The sequence below is a fragment of the Neolewinella persica DSM 23188 genome (assembly GCF_000373105.1).
Lineage (GTDB): Bacteria > Bacteroidota > Bacteroidia > Chitinophagales > Saprospiraceae > Neolewinella > Neolewinella persica.
Map to the genome: position 1 here is coordinate 1 of NZ_KB890424.1, position 16,946 is coordinate 16,946.

General features: G+C 52.2%; 11 protein-coding genes. 8 read left to right on the forward strand and 3 right to left on the reverse strand.

Features of this window, described 5'->3' with window-relative positions; all coding sequences use genetic code 11:
- The first annotated feature begins 338 nt into the window (after positions 1-338).
- On the forward strand, positions 339-1,331 hold the full coding sequence (locus B036_RS0108470; RefSeq protein WP_026231811.1) for a sensor histidine kinase: 993 nt from the start codon (positions 339-341) through the stop codon (positions 1,329-1,331).
- A gap of 145 nt (positions 1,332-1,476) precedes the next feature.
- Positions 1,477-2,586, forward strand: coding sequence for a glycine cleavage system aminomethyltransferase GcvT (gene gcvT / locus B036_RS0108475; protein WP_020568270.1), 1,110 nt, complete (start codon positions 1,477-1,479; stop codon positions 2,584-2,586).
- A 190-nt stretch (positions 2,587-2,776) separates the two neighbouring features.
- Here gcvT and B036_RS0108480 read toward each other — a convergent pair whose 3' ends face one another.
- Entirely contained in the window at positions 2,777-5,305 is a 2,529-nt protein-coding gene (locus B036_RS0108480) for a penicillin acylase family protein (RefSeq protein ID WP_020568271.1), read from the reverse strand.
- Between the two features lie 206 nt (positions 5,306-5,511).
- A complete protein-coding gene (locus tag B036_RS0108485; protein WP_157472088.1) occupies positions 5,512-8,490 on the reverse strand; it encodes a PA14 domain-containing protein in 2,979 nt (992 codons plus the stop codon).
- 176 nt (positions 8,491-8,666) lie between these two features.
- Between B036_RS0108485 and B036_RS0108490 the strand changes: the two genes are divergently transcribed.
- The 3 genes from B036_RS0108490 (at position 8,667) to B036_RS0108500 (ending at position 12,615) form a co-directional block, all read left to right on the forward strand.
- Positions 8,667-9,269, forward strand: coding sequence for a hypothetical protein (locus B036_RS0108490; protein ID WP_157472089.1), 603 nt, complete (start codon positions 8,667-8,669; stop codon positions 9,267-9,269).
- 205 nt (positions 9,270-9,474) lie between these two features.
- The gene (locus B036_RS0108495; RefSeq protein ID WP_020568274.1) at positions 9,475-10,986 is read left to right on the forward strand and encodes an SUMF1/EgtB/PvdO family nonheme iron enzyme; all 1,512 of its coding nucleotides are present in this window, start codon (positions 9,475-9,477) and stop codon (positions 10,984-10,986) included.
- Positions 10,987-11,295: 309 nt separating this feature from the next.
- A complete protein-coding gene (locus tag B036_RS0108500; protein WP_020568275.1) occupies positions 11,296-12,615 on the forward strand; it encodes a UDP-N-acetylmuramoyl-tripeptide--D-alanyl-D-alanine ligase in 1,320 nt (439 codons plus the stop codon).
- A gap of 3 nt (positions 12,616-12,618) precedes the next feature.
- On the opposite strand, the gene B036_RS0108505 is transcribed toward B036_RS0108500, so the two are convergent.
- On the reverse strand, positions 12,619-14,493 hold the full coding sequence (locus B036_RS0108505; RefSeq protein ID WP_020568276.1) for a cation:proton antiporter: 1,875 nt from the start codon (positions 14,491-14,493) through the stop codon (positions 12,619-12,621).
- A 223-nt stretch (positions 14,494-14,716) separates the two neighbouring features.
- On the opposite strand from B036_RS0108505, the gene B036_RS0108510 reads away from it, so the two are divergent.
- The 3 genes from B036_RS0108510 to B036_RS0108520 all read left to right on the forward strand — a co-directional run bounded on the left by B036_RS0108510 (position 14,717) and on the right by B036_RS0108520 (position 16,799).
- Positions 14,717-15,004, forward strand: a complete 288-nt coding sequence (locus B036_RS0108510; RefSeq protein WP_020568277.1) for a hypothetical protein — start codon at positions 14,717-14,719, stop codon at positions 15,002-15,004.
- Positions 15,005-15,055: 51 nt separating this feature from the next.
- Complete coding sequence (locus B036_RS0108515) at positions 15,056-15,607, forward strand: class I SAM-dependent methyltransferase (protein ID WP_020568278.1); 552 nt, start codon at positions 15,056-15,058, stop codon at positions 15,605-15,607.
- Positions 15,608-16,115: 508 nt separating this feature from the next.
- Positions 16,116-16,799 carry a response regulator transcription factor gene (locus B036_RS0108520; protein WP_020568279.1) on the forward strand — a complete coding sequence of 228 codons (684 nt, stop codon included), beginning with the start codon at positions 16,116-16,118 and terminating at the stop codon, positions 16,797-16,799.
- Positions 16,800-16,946: the final 147 nt, after the last annotated feature.

The following is a 16,946-nucleotide window of genomic DNA, read 5'->3' on the forward strand; positions in this document are numbered from 1 at the left end:
CTGACGGGTGTAACGATCTACTTGACGAAGGAGAAATGGACCTGCTTTTCGCTTTATTGGAGTAGTTGCTTTATCTTGCAGTAACTTTAAAAACATAGGCCTTTTGAGTTTTTCTTGAAGTGTGAGAACTCCTCGAAAATACACAAAAGGCCTAATTTTTTGTCATCGCCAAAATTCGGGATGACTCATGTTTTTTATTTTTGGGAAGATGATTGTTGTTATACCAACTCGGAGATCTTATTGCTAATAATCACTAAACGACCGACCGGAAACTTCACCTTACCTTTCCCCCTCTTTCTGGCATCCCCCGGGACCTTCTAATTCGCCATCTGTTCTGCATGCGTCGCCTCCCCTTACCTATTTACCTAATCATCGCCTACATGCTGCTGGCCTTCGGCTGGTGGGGGATACTCCTGTTGCGTAAAAATGAACAGGCGCACATCGCCCAGGTCAACGAGCTGGCCTACCGCATGGCTGTGCAGCAGGGGAGTAATAACGAGGAGGCGTTTCGAAATACGGACGTCTACCAGCAATTGAACAAAGATTTTGACCGTGGGCAGAAGATGATTGTTGGAGAAGCGATTATTTTGATCTTGAGCCTGATTGGTGGACTGGCTTTGCTTTTCCGGTTTTTGCGTAAAGAAATCAGTGCCGCGGAACAACAGCGGAATTTCCTGCTCAGTATCACCCATGAGCTTAAGTCTCCACTTGCCGGGATCCGGTTGATTTTAGAAACCTTTCAAAAACGAAGAGAGCTGAAGCCTGAAATACAGGAAAAACTCAGTACAAATGCACTGGCCGAAACAGATCGCCTGACGGCTTTGGTCAATGATTTACTCCTAAGTGCTAAGCTGGAAAATGTATATGACATCAATGAGGAATCATTGGACCTGGGGCAATTAATTCATGAAGCAGCAGATCGGGTAGCCATGAAGTATAAGTCGGCCAGCCTCCACGTAGACATTGCTCAAGACGTAGGTTTAGTGAAGGGGGATAGGTTAGGGCTGACCAGCGTAGCGGTTAACTTATTGGAAAACGCCGCCAAATACAGTCAACCCACTCCCGTGATCCATACCTCACTCCAACGTGGCGGTGTCAAGGAGTTGATCTGGGAGGTGTCTGACAACGGGATGGGTATCCCCGACCGGGAAAAACGACGGGTATTTACCAAGTTTTATCGCGTTGGGAACGAGGATACCCGAACTACTAAAGGAACCGGATTAGGGCTATTTATCGTAAAACAGCTCGTGGAAAAACACGGCGGACAATTAGAGCTGTTAGACAACGAGCCGCATGGGACAACATTCAGAATCTACTTGCCTACGGACTAAGGAACTTGTTGCGACAACATTGCGCTAAATACCGTTTCTTTGCACCCAGGTTGGTCTATTGGTTCAGTGTCCAGAAGACCAGCTGTAGTACTACCAACAAACCAATACTACCAACGGACCAATAATACCAAAAGACCAACAGATCATGACTCCCACCCCCCTTACTGAAATCCACCGTGCCCTTGGCGCTAAACTGGTCGATTTTGCCGGCTTCGAAATGCCCCTGACTTATACAAGTCTCAAGGAGGAACATTTTGCCGTGCGCGAAAAGGCTGGAATGTTTGATGTGTCACATATGGGGGAGTTTATTGTCCGTGGCCCCGGAGCACGGGACCTGGTACAATACGTAACCAGTAACGACGTCGATAAACTGGTGGAAGGTCAGGCGCAGTACAGCTGCCTGCCACGCCCAGAGGGTGGTATAGTAGATGACCTGCTGGTGTATCGCCTACCCGCTAATCCGGCAATGTCGTCTAACGACGGTCACCCTGCCTACATGCTTGTAGTGAATGCGGGCAATATTAAAAAAGACTGGGACTGGATCAGTAGCCATAATACTTTTGGGGCAACGATGGTCGATATCAGCGCACAGACTTCATTGCTGGCCGTGCAAGGGCCTTTAGCCGCTGATATCCTCCAGAAACTTACCGATACCAACCTGTCAGATATCCCGTATTACCATTTCGTAAGAGGGAGCCTGGCTGGCTTCGACAACGTAATCCTATCAGCAACGGGCTATACCGGAGCAGGTGGTTTCGAATTGTACCTGGACAACAGTGCCGTTGAGACGGTATGGCATGCGGTACTGGAGGCTGGTAAGTCTGCCGGGCTGATTCCCTGTGGCCTTGGCGCGCGGGATACCCTGCGATTAGAAAAAGGATTTTGCCTCTACGGCAATGACATTAACGATGAGACCACCCCGCTTGAAGCAGGCTTGGGCTGGATCACGAAGTTGAAATCCGGAGATTTCGTTGGCCGCGATCACCTGCTCCGCCAAAAAGAAGCCGGACTAAGTCGCCGGTTGGTAGGTTTTGTGCTTGACGGACGCCGCGCACCGCGTAATGGTTTCCCCATTCTTGATGCAGCCGGTAACGCCATCGGCAACGTAACCAGTGGCACGCATTCTCCTTCTCTGGACTATCCACTGGGCCTGGGTTACGTTACCGTCGGGCAGCATACACCGGGAACAAAGATTCAAATCGACCTGGGGCGGAAGCAACTGGAGGCAGAGGTGGTTAAGATTCCTTTTTTGTAGGCCGGGGGAGGGAACCACTTAAGCATTGAGGACACTAAGTTCTACACTAAGGTGTGATCACATGAGGTGAAAACGATATTGCCAGTAGGGGCGACCCTCGCGGTCGCCCCTACTGGTTGCCTAATTAGGATGTTTGCGTTCGCGCAGCGAACGCAGCTTTCAGCATCAGGGCACCTGTAAAGGTTAAGCTTTAATCGGACAACCCCTGACCAAACATCCACCCACCAATAGCATTCCGATTCGCCTGTTCGGTGTCCATCCAACGGATGAGTTCATGGTACCGGCCGTTCTCCCAGTCATCGACACCGTTGTCGTAAAACTCGCTGGAAGGGTCTCCGGCGGCCCCTCCGGGGAGTGTGCCCCAGGCACGGGGTTCCGGGCCCAGTTCTACGACCATGCGCCAGCTGGCGCCGTGTCCGCTGCTAAGTGCGCGGGGAGAGAACCGTGCGCCTCCGGTAGTGATCAGGCCCGATCCGAAGCCAGGTACCGCCCCGAGGTGGCGGATGGTCGTGTTTCGCATTTCGGCCCAGGTGGGGGGGAGTTCACCGTCTAGTTCTTCGACAACCTCGTCGAAAGCACGTTGAGTGATGGTGGCTGCGGTTTCCTGAAAGTCGGGGGTAGCGAGGATGTCGAAAACCTTGTGGCGAGGCTGAGATTTAAGCAAGGCGGTCCATTTCCATAGTTCAGGCTGCAGGTAGCCCGAGTCTCTGGGCATTTCGTCGAAAGTAAGCTCAAAAAGTTTAACCCGCCATTGCTCGAAAAGGGACGCAGCACGGCTGTCGCCTTCACAATTGTAGTCCCACTCCGATAGCAGGCGCAGCAAACGAGCATCGTTGGGGCTCAGACCGGACCTATTGATCCGGGCAATCAGCAGCGGCGTCACTTCCTCGGCAAGCAGAGAATAGCTGCTGAGTTGAAGCTCTTTCATCTTGCGCTGGTTCATGGTCTTCTCCCGACCCAGCTGGCGATTGATGTATCGTCCGCGGTACTCATCAAAACCACCATGATAGGCGTAGGGATAGTTGGGGCCGGTGGTTACTTGATTTGCCGAGGCGACGAAACCACGTTTGGGGTTTTTATGCTCGGGGCGATCGGCAAAAGGGATGTACCCCGTCCAGTTGTTTGCGGCAGAGTTGCCGGGAGTTGGGATGCGACCGGTGAAGTTGCCCCGCAGGGGCAGACCACCGTTGGGGCGAATGGCAATGGTACCCGTTTTGTCCGCAAAAATGAAATTTTGGGCCGGATCGATATAGCCTTTCAGAGCGTTCACGTAATCATCGTAGCCCCTTGCTTGCGTTAGTCCCAGGAAGGTGCCAACCATTGAGTGCGGGCGTTGGCTGGCGCCAGGTTCGTCGTGCGCAAGGTAGCGCATCGCGTGGTTGGCGTAGGGGCCTTTGGTTTCTGGCACGGGACCGAAAATAGTCCAGGGGGTCTCAACTATTATCGGCGCGCGCCCTTTAATCAGTAGGGTGTCGTACTGAATCCGCGCAGCGACTTCCTTACCGTCAAGGAGGTAATGGGTCCGGTTTTCATCGGTCCATTCAATACTGAACCAGTCGGTGACATCGTGGCCAACGTTCGTTTCCCCGAAGGCCATATGATCGTTAAATCCGATCATAATGCCCGGCGCGCCAGGGAGGCCGACACCACGGGCATTAACCCCCGGATAGACGATCTGCTGCTCGTACCAAATACTCGGCAGGGTCAGAGCAAGGTGCGGATCACTGGCTAAAAGCGGTCGGCCGGTGTTGGAGTGCTTACCGTCAACCGCCCAGTTATTGGAGCCGTTATCGGGGTGCCTTGGCATTAGTGTGTAGGGCTCAGTAGCCTGGTCTTCTGGCTCAATGGGAGTTGCGGCGTATTGAGGTGCTTGTTTTTTGACAGCATCAGGCGAGGCCGCAGGTGCAAGGGACTGGTTAGGAAGCAGGGTGATAGCTTCGCCTTGCGCTACGGTTGCTTTTGCGGGGGAAGAATACCTCCCATCGTCGGGCACAATAGGACTGGCTCCGGGGAAGCGCTCCGGAAATAATTCACGATAAACATCCGTGCCAAGGTCGGTCCTGGTTTTAGCCGTGGCAATATCGGAATACCTGCCGGACAAGCTTTGGGACATCCCTTTCATAAGCAGTGCCGTACGGTAAGGGGACCAACGTAACGGCTCGTGCGAAAGCAGCTTATACTCTACGGGGTAATCAATCGGATCAAGCTGGTCGAGGTAGGCATTGTAACCGTCAGCATAAGCCTGTAATACCTCCAGGTCTTCCGGGAAGTGAACCGACATGGTATCTATGGTCTTCTTAGCTGCGTAGCGGTAGCCGCGCCTGATCTGTGAACTGTCCCGTTGAATGGTTCGGGTGCCGAGGATCTCACTTAGCCTCCCTTCCGTTGCCCGGGTGCTGATGTCCATTTGCCACATGCGGTCTGCGGCATGGACGTAGCCCTGTAGAAAGCAAGCTCCTTTTATGTCGCCACTAAAAATGTGCGGAACTCCGCGTTCATCGAAGAAAATACTTCCTTTCGCCTGGGGATGGTCAATATTTAATTCATGGCCACCTTCCCGCTCACTTAGTTTGGGCAGGGTGTTTCGCCAAAAGCCCTTAGCCGGATGGAAAAACTGTCCCAGGGCAGGTACCGGCAGGCCCGCCGGACCTGGATAATTGCCAAAAATGATCCAACAGATAAGCAGGAGGGTAGAAATGGCGAGATAAACGTATTTCATGATTGGCGAAAGATTGAGAGGCGTAGCTGTTTGTAAGTGGGCAAGGAGCCCTTAAATTAGTGGAAGGCCTCAGCCATTTTGGTTTCATGCTGGTTGGGCGGGGGCAAGTCCCGCCCGTACAAGTGTCAAGTTTCGCTTAGCGAACGCGGGTAGACCTTCGTTAGCCAGTAGGGGCGGGGCTTGCCCCCGCCCCGCTGACAAGAATTTTACCGACCAACCTGCGGCCATCGGTTAACGGTACTCCAGCTTTCGGTACTCCACAGCTTACGTCCATCGGTGTCGGTCCAGGAGTTGGGTAAGCGGAAGTAATAGACGTGCTCAGGCAACTGACCGGTGAAGGAAACGAGTACTTTCTTCCGGTCTGAGCTCCATTTGGCGGCGTAAGGCACTATATCGGTTTCGTCGATCTTGGGGCCGCCATAATTTGCCGTTGGCTGGTACCGCCAACGGGTAAGTTTGAAGTCTTCCGCGTCAGATCCATTACCCTCGCTTACCGGTTGGGTAAACTCAATCTCCAGACCGGAGGGTCTGGCCCTGACGGCCAGCATTTCAAAGGTGGGCTTCCCATTGTACTTAACACTTTGTAAGCCGTAATGTAATTTACCAACGTCTCCCCAGTTACCGGTAGAGCCGACCATGCCTACATAAAGGGCCCCGTCTGGCCCCCATACGTTCCGGTTTACACCAGCTTCGAGGCCCTGAATGAAACGGAAAACGGTACCTTGGTATTCTCCTCCGACTTTTTCCACAAATACCCGTTTAAGGCCGCCGTGGGTCACTTCGCCGTGGATCATTTGCCCGGCGTAAGGGCCGTCATTCAGGCTGTTGGGACTACTGGGGCTGTTACCGATCTCATCTTGCGGTAGCCATACGACCGGAGGTTTAGGCGTTTTCCCTTCTTCTCCAGGAACGGCGTACGAATTAAAGAACGCTCCTTCACTTACGTGCAGGATCTTCGATGCGGGGAGCCAGTCTCCCTGGTTATCGGCAATGAAGAGTTCTCCGTCTACGCCAAAATTGATGCCATTAGGGGTGCGCAGACCGCTGGCGATAACGTCTAACGCTCCGGTTTGCCGGTGAATACGTACACATTTTCCACGGCTTCGGGGTTGGTTCGGCGCGCTGGCGCCGCCAGGGAGGATGCCGATGGCCAGGGTAGCGTAGAAGTAGGGGGCTTCGTAAGCAAGGCCAAAACCGAATTCGTGGAAGTTGGCCGTTGTTTTCCACTTGTTGGAAACCGTCACGTACTCGTCGATTAATTCGTCTCCATTGTGGTCGATCAACTTGGTGAGCTCCTGCTTCTGCATCACGAAGATGGTATCGTCAACGACCTTGAGCCCGAGAGGCTCGGCAAGGCCGGAGGCAATTTTTTTGGTCGTCATCTGCTGTGGGTCTCCGGTTTGGGCTCCTTCGATCAGGTAAACGGCCCCTTCTGCATCCCAGGTGGATACAACGAGCCGGCCGTCGGACAGGAAGTCCATACCTCCTACCTTAGGCGTGAAGCCATCCGGCCGTGCCTGCCGGAGGTCATAACTTGGATGGACGTCGGTGAGACGGATACCATCACCGGGATAGATGGTACCGCGGTCCATTGGTGCGGGCAGCGAAGTGGCATCAGTAGCAGCGAGATCGTAGCCAAGGTTCTCCGTTGGGACAATCTGCCATTCCGGATTGAAGAAGCTGCGCCACTCCAGGGTTAATACGTTTCCTCCGCCTCTTTCGAAATACTCAACGAGTAGGGGGTGATTACCTGCTGCCAGCGCTATTTCTCCATCGCGTGGATCAGGGCCGTGGAGGCCGTCATTGTTTATTATTTCCTGCCCGTCGATCAGTAAGCGGCTGCCATCGTCACTGCGCAACCGAAAAAGGTAATTACTGGTTTGGGGAATCTTGAGATAGCCCGTGAACCTGGCGGCGAAGAGATCCGATAGTTTTCCCCATTCGCTTTCCACGAAGTCGATGGTCGGGGCAATGCCTTCATGAATTGGGGTGCTTTGCCACGGAGCCTGGTTCAGGCGGACAATATCATCAGGAACAGGAAATATTTCTGCTCGTACTCCTGCACCTAGGCCATCGGTTGTTACCGGCCCCGTAGCGGGCAGTGCATCTGCTTCGCTGGAGGAAAATAAGACAGCAGGGTCCTCTTCTGTGAAAGAGCTTTCTTTTTCTTTGTCCAGGTCGAGTACCCATTGTACCATGGTGCGGATGTCAGCTGGAGGGAGATGATCGTGGGGTGTCATTGCCGCTTTTCCCCAGGTGCCACTGCCGCCTTTGATGACTTTCGAGGTTAGTTTTTCGAGGTTTACCGTATTATTCGGATACCGCTCGGCAATGGAGAGATAAGCCGGGCCAACGGTTTTGACGACGGTATTGTGGCAGGTTTTACAGCCATTGCGCTCGATCAGTTTTTCGCCTTCGCCGCGGTTGTCAGCAAGTAGTCCGCCGTCAGCAAAATAATCATCAGGGAGGGTGGGGTAACGGATGAAATTGGTGTGGAGGTACGTTGTTCCTGACGACTTCAGTTTCAAAACACCGTACAGGGTCAGTGAACGAAGGCCGGAATAACTGCTTACTTTCCTATTGATGACCTCTATGGTTCCGTCGGTTTGAAGGCTGTTTTCGGAGGGTATTCCGTCGACAAGCAGCCTGAGGTTGAGGTCAACTCCCGGAGGAAGTCCTTCCACGAAGAAGGTACGCTCAAGGCTTATCATCCCACCTGGTTTCTGGATGGCTTCGGGACGCTCTGAAACTATGGCGGTGAACTTTCCTGTGGGGTCGGTCAGACTGGTTTTCAGGTAGAGTTGTCCATCCTTTATGCGGTGGCCCAGGTAACGAACCTCTGGATATACGGGAGCAGAACCTGGAGTCTGGTAAAACCAGTGTCGCTCCATAGTATCCTTTAACCAAACTTTACCCACCGCTTCTGGCTGGGGCCCATGGGCGGTGGTGTAAACCGCGCCATCAAGTTTTACATCACCTTTCCAGGCTTTGTACAATGCACCGGTTTCGGCGCTGTAGGCGACGAAGAGGTCTTCATGTAATGCTGCGGTGAGCATACGAGCCCGTTGATCAAGAACTGACCGGAACACCCAGGGGGAGAGCCCTCTCTCGGGCAGTTGGGGCGATTTTTCGGTTGTACAACTGACCAGGAAGAGGAGGAAACAGAAAGGGAGTAATTTTTTCACACGTTACTTTTCTAGTATTTAGGTGGAAGGTAGAGAAAAAACATAAAGTCACCGTTACAGGCCTCGATTCTGGCGTTAGCGACGTTTCTTTGCACTCTGGTTATTAGCCGGCAGCCATCTTTGACAATCTCTAAGGCTTATTATCCTGGAGCTACCCCCACAACATTGCGCGTTACATGAATATTCTTCGACTTATACCTTTAATGCTGTTATTCCTGTCCGTGCAGGTGCTGAAGGCACAGCCCGGTAACCCCGCACAGGCGGACACTGCATCATTACAAGTTCAGTTTGATGCGATGATAGACGCATCGAACCGTTTTCAAAAATTTCGGGTGGTCCGGCAGGACTTTCTAAATGCTTATAAAGCAAACGTAAGGGATACCATTGAGGTCTATACTTCTGAAATCGAGGAATTAAAGACCACGGTGGCAGAGCAGAAGACAAGAATCACGGACCAGGAAACCGAAATCAGTGGCCGGGATACGGAAATTGGAAACCTTAAGGGACAAAGGGACAGCATCAGCTTCCTGGGGGTGCAGCTTTCTAAGGCGACTTACAACATCATTCTGTGGTCCATCATCGGGATATTACTGGCAGGACTACTGTTTGCCATAGCTCGTATGCGAGTGGCTGTTAGCGGTAGCCGGGATGCTCGTATTGCCCGGGAAAAGACAGCCGAAGAGCTGGAAAAAAGCCGTAAAAACCGGCTGGAAGTGGAGCAAAAGCTTCGCCGCCAGTTACAGGACGAGAGAAATAAAAAAGGAGGAGCTAAGGAGTAAGTGTATGCTTGCTCCTTAGCCTGGACTTTGCCTGCACCTGCGTTCGCGCCCAACTTTCTCAAAAACTTTAAGATTTATCGCACAATAGGTGGTCCCTTTCATCGGTTTAACTATCCGTAGGCGGCGTCATCCCCTTTGCACTGCATTATTACGACGTATATTTGCCGCCTCGAATTTCTGAAACAACTCGGTTTACATCAGATTTATGAAATACTGGATAAAAGCGCTGCCCATTCTTTGCCTGGCAGTAATACTCACTTCTTGTGGCAAGAATGATCGCTCAGCAACAACTGGCTGGAAGATGAACGACACCAAATGGGGTGGTTTTGAAACTCAGTCAGATTACGAAGGGCAGGAAACACCTCCTAATATGGTGTTGATTCCTGGCGGTAACTTCGTCATGGGGTTCACCGAAGAAGATGTTCCTTACGACTGGGATAACATTCCACGTCGGGTTACCGTCTCCTCTTTCTACATGGATCAGAGTGAGATGAGCAACGAAGATTACTTGCTGTACCTTGATTGGACGCGGGTTTCTTATGCCGCTACTTACCCGGAAGTTTATCGGGACGCCCTTCCGGACACACTGGTTTGGCGTGATGAACTCTCCTTCAACGAGCCTTACGTACAGAACTACCTCCGCCACCCTGCTACCCATAAGCACCCTGTTGTGGGTGTTTCCTGGAATCAGGCGCGGGAATTCGCCCGCTGGCGTACCGATCGGATAAACGAAGCGATCCTGATCGACAAAGGTATCCTGAACCCAAGCCCGGAAGCTAAAGACGACCAGGTCTTTGTCACCGACTCTTACTTCGCTGGCCAGTATGATACTGAACCACGTAAAGGCTTGAAGGATCTGCGCACCGGTGGTGAGCGTCAGGTAAATCTGACCGATGGTATCCTGCAACCTGAAGTTCGCCTGCCGACGGAAGCAGAATGGGAATATGCTGCCCTGGCACTTCCCGGCCTCCAGGCTAACGAAAAAGACGAAAACTACACAGACCGCCGCATCTACCCCTGGAGCGGAACCAGCGTACGCTACCAGCGTCATGACAAGTACCAGGGCCAGATGTACGCTAACTTCAAGCGTCGTGGTGGTGACTACATGGGTATTGCCGGTAAGCCTAACGATGGTTCTTCCATCACTACGGAGGTATTGGAAAACTACCCCAACGACTTTGGCCTTTACAACATGGCCGGTAACGTGAACGAATGGGTCCTTGACCTCTACCGTCCACTGACTACCCAGGATTTGAGCGATGTGGAAAACCACGAACTCAACGCCTACCGTGGTAACAACTTCCGTGACTTTGCCCGTGACCCTGTCGATGGCACCCTGCTGCCTAAGGACAGCCTCGGCCGCCTGCGGTACGAGTACGTAAAGGACGAAGATGCCGCCCAACGTGATAACTACAAGCAAGGCCGGGTTTATGATTACCTTGATGGTGATGAGCAGAGCCTTGCTAAATACGCTACCAACAAACACACCCTGATCTCGGACAAAGCCCGGGTATACAAGGGTGGTAGCTGGGCCGACCGTGCCTACTGGCTGAGTCCAGGTACCCGCCGCTTTATGGAAGAAGACAAGTCCAGCCGGACCGTCGGTTTCCGTTGTGCCATGATCAAAATGGGAAGCGAAGGTGGTGACAGTGCCCGTAAGGGACGTACTCAGAACCGTTTTGGCTCTTCCCCTAAGAAGCGTCGTGCACGTCGCTAAACGTGACCGCTCGATAAAAAAATCCCCGTTGGCTGCAGCCAATGGGGATTTTTTTTGTCGAGTGGTCACGTTGTCCGGTTGTCAAGTTGTCTTGCGAAGATCCCTCTTGAATTGGGCGATGTTTTTTGTTGCCGTCGGGTAAGGTGTGCTTTGCCGGGATAACCCGGTAATCCGACACCCTGATACCCCGATAACTCAGACAACCTCAATATCAAAGACATTCCCTGTAGAATAATCGGATTTCAGCGGTAAAAAGCTTCTGGAGGTATCAGGTAGGCTTTACATTTACGGTTTGTACAAACTATTTTCATGAAGCAGCACAGTGAAGAGGCGCTATACGATATTTATCGCCGGCATCCACGAATCAAGATTGACAGCCGACAGGTTGAGCCGGGAGATCTTTTTGTAGGGTTGGCGGGGACGCAGGTGCAAGGCAGTAAGTATGCCGCCGCTGCGCTGGCGGCAGGAGCAGCCTTTGCCATCGTCGATGATCCAACGGTGGTGCCTAAGCGCGACGAACGTTACCTTTTGGTGCCCGACAGCTTGCTTGCGTTGCAAAATTTGGCCATGGAGCATCGCCGTCGTCACCGTATGCCCGTATTAGCAATTACGGGAAGCAACGGTAAGACGACTACCAAAGAATTGATCCATGCGGTGATGTTGCGCCGTTACTCCGTACACGCCACCCCCGGAAATTACAACAACCACCTTGGTCTGCCATTGACCATTTTGTCTACTCCGGAAGACACCGAGATGAGTATTCTGGAGATGGGGGCCAACCACCAGGGAGAAATTGCGGAGTTGTGCCGTATCGGACGACCTACGCACGGGTTGATCACCAATATTGGCGAAGCACACCTGGAGGGTTTTGGGGGCATAGAAGGCGTAATTATCGGAAAGGGGGAACTCTTCGCCTATCTGGCCAGCAACCGGGGTGTTGCTTTTGTGAATGCGGACGAACCATACCTGACCGACATGGCCGGCGGACTGGACCGCATAGTACGGTACTTAGAAAGTGATGCGCCCAGTAAAGAACAACCGGGAATGGAGACAAAGGTCTACGCGTTGCACCCACAGCTTGATATTGGCTTTATGGACGAAGTCGGGCATATGCTGCGATGCTCGGTTGCCCTTAGCGGACAGCATAATTTGCAGAATGTGAAAGCGGCCATTGCGGTGGGCAAGTATTTCAAAGTGCCTTGTACGGAGATCGTTATTGCCTTATCCGAGTACCGTTCTGCTAATCATCGGAGCCAGCTGCTGGAGCATAACGACGTCCGCTTTTATTGGGATGCCTATAATGCCAACCCTAGCAGTATGGAAGCATCCCTCTCCGGATTCAAACAAGATCATCTGGCGAATAATGCAGCGGTCGTTCTGGGGGAAATGCTGGAGCTGGGGGAGGCGGCTCCAGAGGCGCACCGCAGGGTGGCTTTGCGTGCGGGGCAGGTAGCGCGTACGGTAGTTCTGGTAGGCCCGGCTATGGCTGCCGCAGCACGGGAGTTTGATCGCCCGTGGTTTGCGGACAGCGAGGCGCTCAGCGCCTGGTTTTGGCAGCAGGACTGGTCCGGCACCACCGTATTCGTTAAGGGGAGCAGGGGAAATCGTCTGGAACGGTTGCTGGAGTAGGTTTTATTCGATAACCTCACCATCCACCGTTTTTACTTTTTCCTGCTCATCGCTGTCGGAAAGTCGTTCGCCAAAGTAGAACAACTCATCGTTAACGGAACTTGCCAGTGTCGTCATTGGTGCAGTGATGAAGGTTATGTCGCCACTTGCCGTACAACGCAGGTATAAGGGGATGGCTTTTTGTTGCCGGAGCTTTTCGAGGACGACGGCCGTATTATCCGGATCAACGACCGTGTGCACGTTAATCCCTTCGTGTTGCCGGGCGGTACGGTTGGTCAGCAGGTAGCTGGCATAAGGGCCGAAGAGGGCGTCGTTGGAAAAGCGTTGTTGCTTTGTTTCCCGACGGTTGATCAACCGATAAGCACCACGGATACCTTCGCGACGGCGATAGTTGTTCAGGAGGAAGGCATTGTCTTCGTCGCTGCCGGTCATGGCAAGCACATACCCGATGTCGGTCAGGTCAGTTTTTTCATCCAGGTCATTCGTGTTAACCTGGGTGAAAACAACGTTCAGATTGGCCTCCCTGCTGGTTTCTGCTTCAGACGGGTTAGCGGTGACCATGGTAACTTCCCTTCCGCTCTCCCGCAGCCGGGTCGCCAGTCGGCGTACCCCCTCTCCAGAGCCGAAGATCAGGATACCGCTACCTTCAGGAAGGCTTACCCTGAGCTTCCGGGCGATGAACCCGGCCAGCGTTGCATTAAGCAGAACAGTGCCGAGTACGATCAGGAAAACCAGCGGAGTAATGTACTCTGCCATTGGAATACCATGCTTTTCCAATTCGATTCCGAAAAGGGACGCTACGCCGGCGGCAACTATACCTCGCGGACCAACCCAACTGATGAAGGCCTTGTCACGCCAATCGAATTCACTCCCCGCCAGGCTCCAGAACACGCCCAGAGGGCGGGCGACAAAGACAATAATCAGGAAAACCAGCAGGCATTGTGGACTAAGGACCAACTGAATTTGGTCGACGGTCATATTGGCCGACAGAAGGATGAAAAGCAGGGAGATCAGTAAAAGGGTGAGGCTCTCTTTAAAATCTAGGAGGTCATCGAGAAAGGCCGTTTCATCATCACGGTTGGCCACGAAGGCACCCATGACAACGGTGGTCAATAAGCCGCTTTCCTCGGCAATCAGATTAGAAAACATGAACGCACCGACAACTGTGGCGAGCGTAAAAACATTTAGAAGGTATTTGGGAACTAGGTGGCGTACAATAATCTGGTAAAGAACGAAACCGAAAACTACCCCAAGACCAATTCCGGCCAATCCAGAGCGGAAGAACTCGATGAGCGCATGCTGAATCGTTGCCTCCTCCTTAATGTAGGCCATGATGAAATTATAGAAAAGCACCGCCAGAAACGCACCAATGGGGTCAATCACGATACTTTCCCACTTCAAAATAGTGGCGATCTGTCGTTTAACGTTAATTTGCCTTAATATCGGCGTAATCACAGTAGGGCCTGTAACGACGATTAGGGTAGAAAAGAGAAAAGATAGCTGCCAACTCAGGCCGATGATGTAATGCGCGGCTAAACCGGCGACTACGGTGGTAACTAAGGCTCCAAAAGTAGTAAGCCGAAGTACACTTTTCCCCAGCCCCCGTATCTCTCTGGATTTTAAGGTCAGGCCACCTTCAAAAAGGATCAGACCAATGGCCAGGGAAACAAACCCGAATAAGAGGTTGCCGGGGAAAAGCCCTGATTCACTATCACTTTCGAATCTGGGAGTAATGATTCGGTGACCGAAGTAATATTCTGCAAAGGGGCCAACCAATAGTCCGGCAATAATAAGTGGGAGGATGGCTGGTACCCTCAGCCTCCAGGCCAGCCATTGAGCCAGAATTCCAATAATAATCAGGCCGCCGATTTCGTACATGGTTCAAATTTGATTCATTGCCTAAGCGCTTTTCCGGCGTGCTATGTTTATGTGATAGGGTTATTTATGCTTTCATCCCTCTGGCCGGAGTACCTCAGGAATAGGCTACTGTGTTTTTATTTGTTTGAATATGAGCTACCTGGCCAACACTAAGTAAGATATATTCCGTGCTAAAGGTATATCTTCGCCACCTGCTACATTACCTGATTCGAAACCTCATCCCTTGCAACACTCAGCCTTCTTATCTTCCCTTACTGACCCCGCACCTCCCGAAGGCTGCCGCACAGAAATTGCGGCCATTTGGTGGCTGAAAAACAGGAACTGGCAACTTGCACATGACCTGATCGATGAGGCCCCCGGCCGTGATGCGGCCTGGATACACGCCCTGCTGCATCGTATGGAAGGAGACCAGCCTATGGCCAGCTACTGGTACGCACGGGCGGGGCGCAGCGCACCGGAAAATACGATCGGGCAAGAGCTGGCCCTGATGATGGACCACTTTCTGGATTAGCGGAAGTCGGCTCCTTTTGCTTACCTTTCGCCTCCATATTCAATAATATTCATGAAAAACTGGTCTTTTTTTCGGGAAGCAGTCAAGAGTTTCCGGACCACGGGGTCAATTGCTGCTTCTTCACCCGCGCTGGTTAAAAAATTGGTGGGACCATTACCCGATAACCGTCCATTAGTCATTATTGAGTTGGGCCCGGGTGATGGATGCGTGACCCGTGCCATCCTGAATAAGGTGCATCCTCAAAGCACCGTTACTGCCTACGAGATTAACGAAACTTTCGTAGAAAACCTTGCTTCGATCAAGGATGAGCGATTAACAGTTCTTGCCGTCAGCGCAGAACGATTGACCGACTTTTTCGCTCCGGGTACGGTAGATTTTGTGGTCTCCAGCCTGCCTTTATCCATGATCGATAAGACCACCAAAGAAACAATCTTGCGACAGGCCCAAACCGTATTGAAATCAGAAGGCCGGTTTTTACAATTCCAGTACGCACTGCAAGACTACGGGTTACTCAAAGATTACTTCCACCGCGTAACGGTAAGCTTCACTATGGCCAACTTGCCGCCCGCGTTCATTTATAGTTGTTCGCTGGGGATTGTTTAGCCTATTGGACTATTGGAACCTTTTCCTAATAGTACCAATAGACCAATAAGGGCGCGGCCGCAGGTGCAAGGGAGGTTTTGAGTGCCAGTTGAGGACGATGTGAATAGTCGATTTATTGAAGGGGTGAATGGCTGCCGCACGGCTTTGCTCGGCTGCTTGCGCAGCTTTGTTCTCGCAGAGGGAGGCACGGAGGATACACAGAATAGAAAGAGCAGATCTTTTCCTGTTCATTCTCTTCTGAAGGTGAGTAAGCGCAGCGCTGCGAACGGCATCTGCGGCAGCTCATTCTATTATTCTCTCATTCTATTATTCACTAAGCGAGCAAGCGCAGCGCCCCAAACGGTGTTTGCGGCAGCCCCTTCTTCCTTTCCCCTATCTCCCATTCGCTAACTTCATTCATGACACGTCATCGTCACAAAACGGATAATTTGGCAACCATTCCCGTTTACAAACGTAACTTTAACGAAGTCCCGAAGGGACTCATTAGAAGAATCAAAGCTGATTAAATATGCTGCGCGTACTACTGGTTGAAGACGAAGAGAACATTAGGGAAACCGTTAAACTGAACCTGGAAATCGAAGGTTTCGAGGTGGTGACGGCGGCCGACGGCCGCCTGGCCCTCAAGCACAGTCAGGAACAGCACTTTGACGTGATGATCGTTGATGTGATGCTTCCTGAAGTTAACGGCTTTCAGGTGGTGGAACAGATCCGGCTGTCGGATCGGGAAACCCCCATCATTTTCCTGACTGCAAAAGACCAGGCTGCTGACCGCATTCAGGGCCTTAAGAAGGGCGCTGATGATTACCTCACTAAACCATTCGTTTTTGAGGAACTCCTGCTGCGGGTTCGCCGACTTATAGAGCGGACCAGTAAGAACCCCGAAGTGAAGCCTAATCTGTTCACCTTCGGTAGTAATAAGGTGAATTTTGCGACCTACGAAGCTGATGGTAACCAAGGCGTGTTTACGCTTACGAAGAAAGAAGCAATGCTCCTCAAATTACTGACCGATCGGCGGGGAGAGGTCGTAAGCCGGCAGCAAATTCTGCAATCCGTCTGGGGCTACGATGTATATCCAAGTACGCGTACCATCGATAACTTTATCCTCTCATTTCGAAAGTATTTTGAGGAAGACCCCAAGCATCCGGCTTACTTTTTGAGCGTGCGGGGGGTGGGGTATAAGTTTGTTGAATAGACGGGCTTCGCTCCTTGTTGCAGAGGTCGCTTACGCTCCCGTTGCAGTGCGCCTTCGGCGCGTTGCAGCGACCCTGCACCCCCTGCAACCGAAGCGCAGCGACCCTGCAACTCCTGCAACCGAAGCGCAGCGACCCTGCACCCCCTG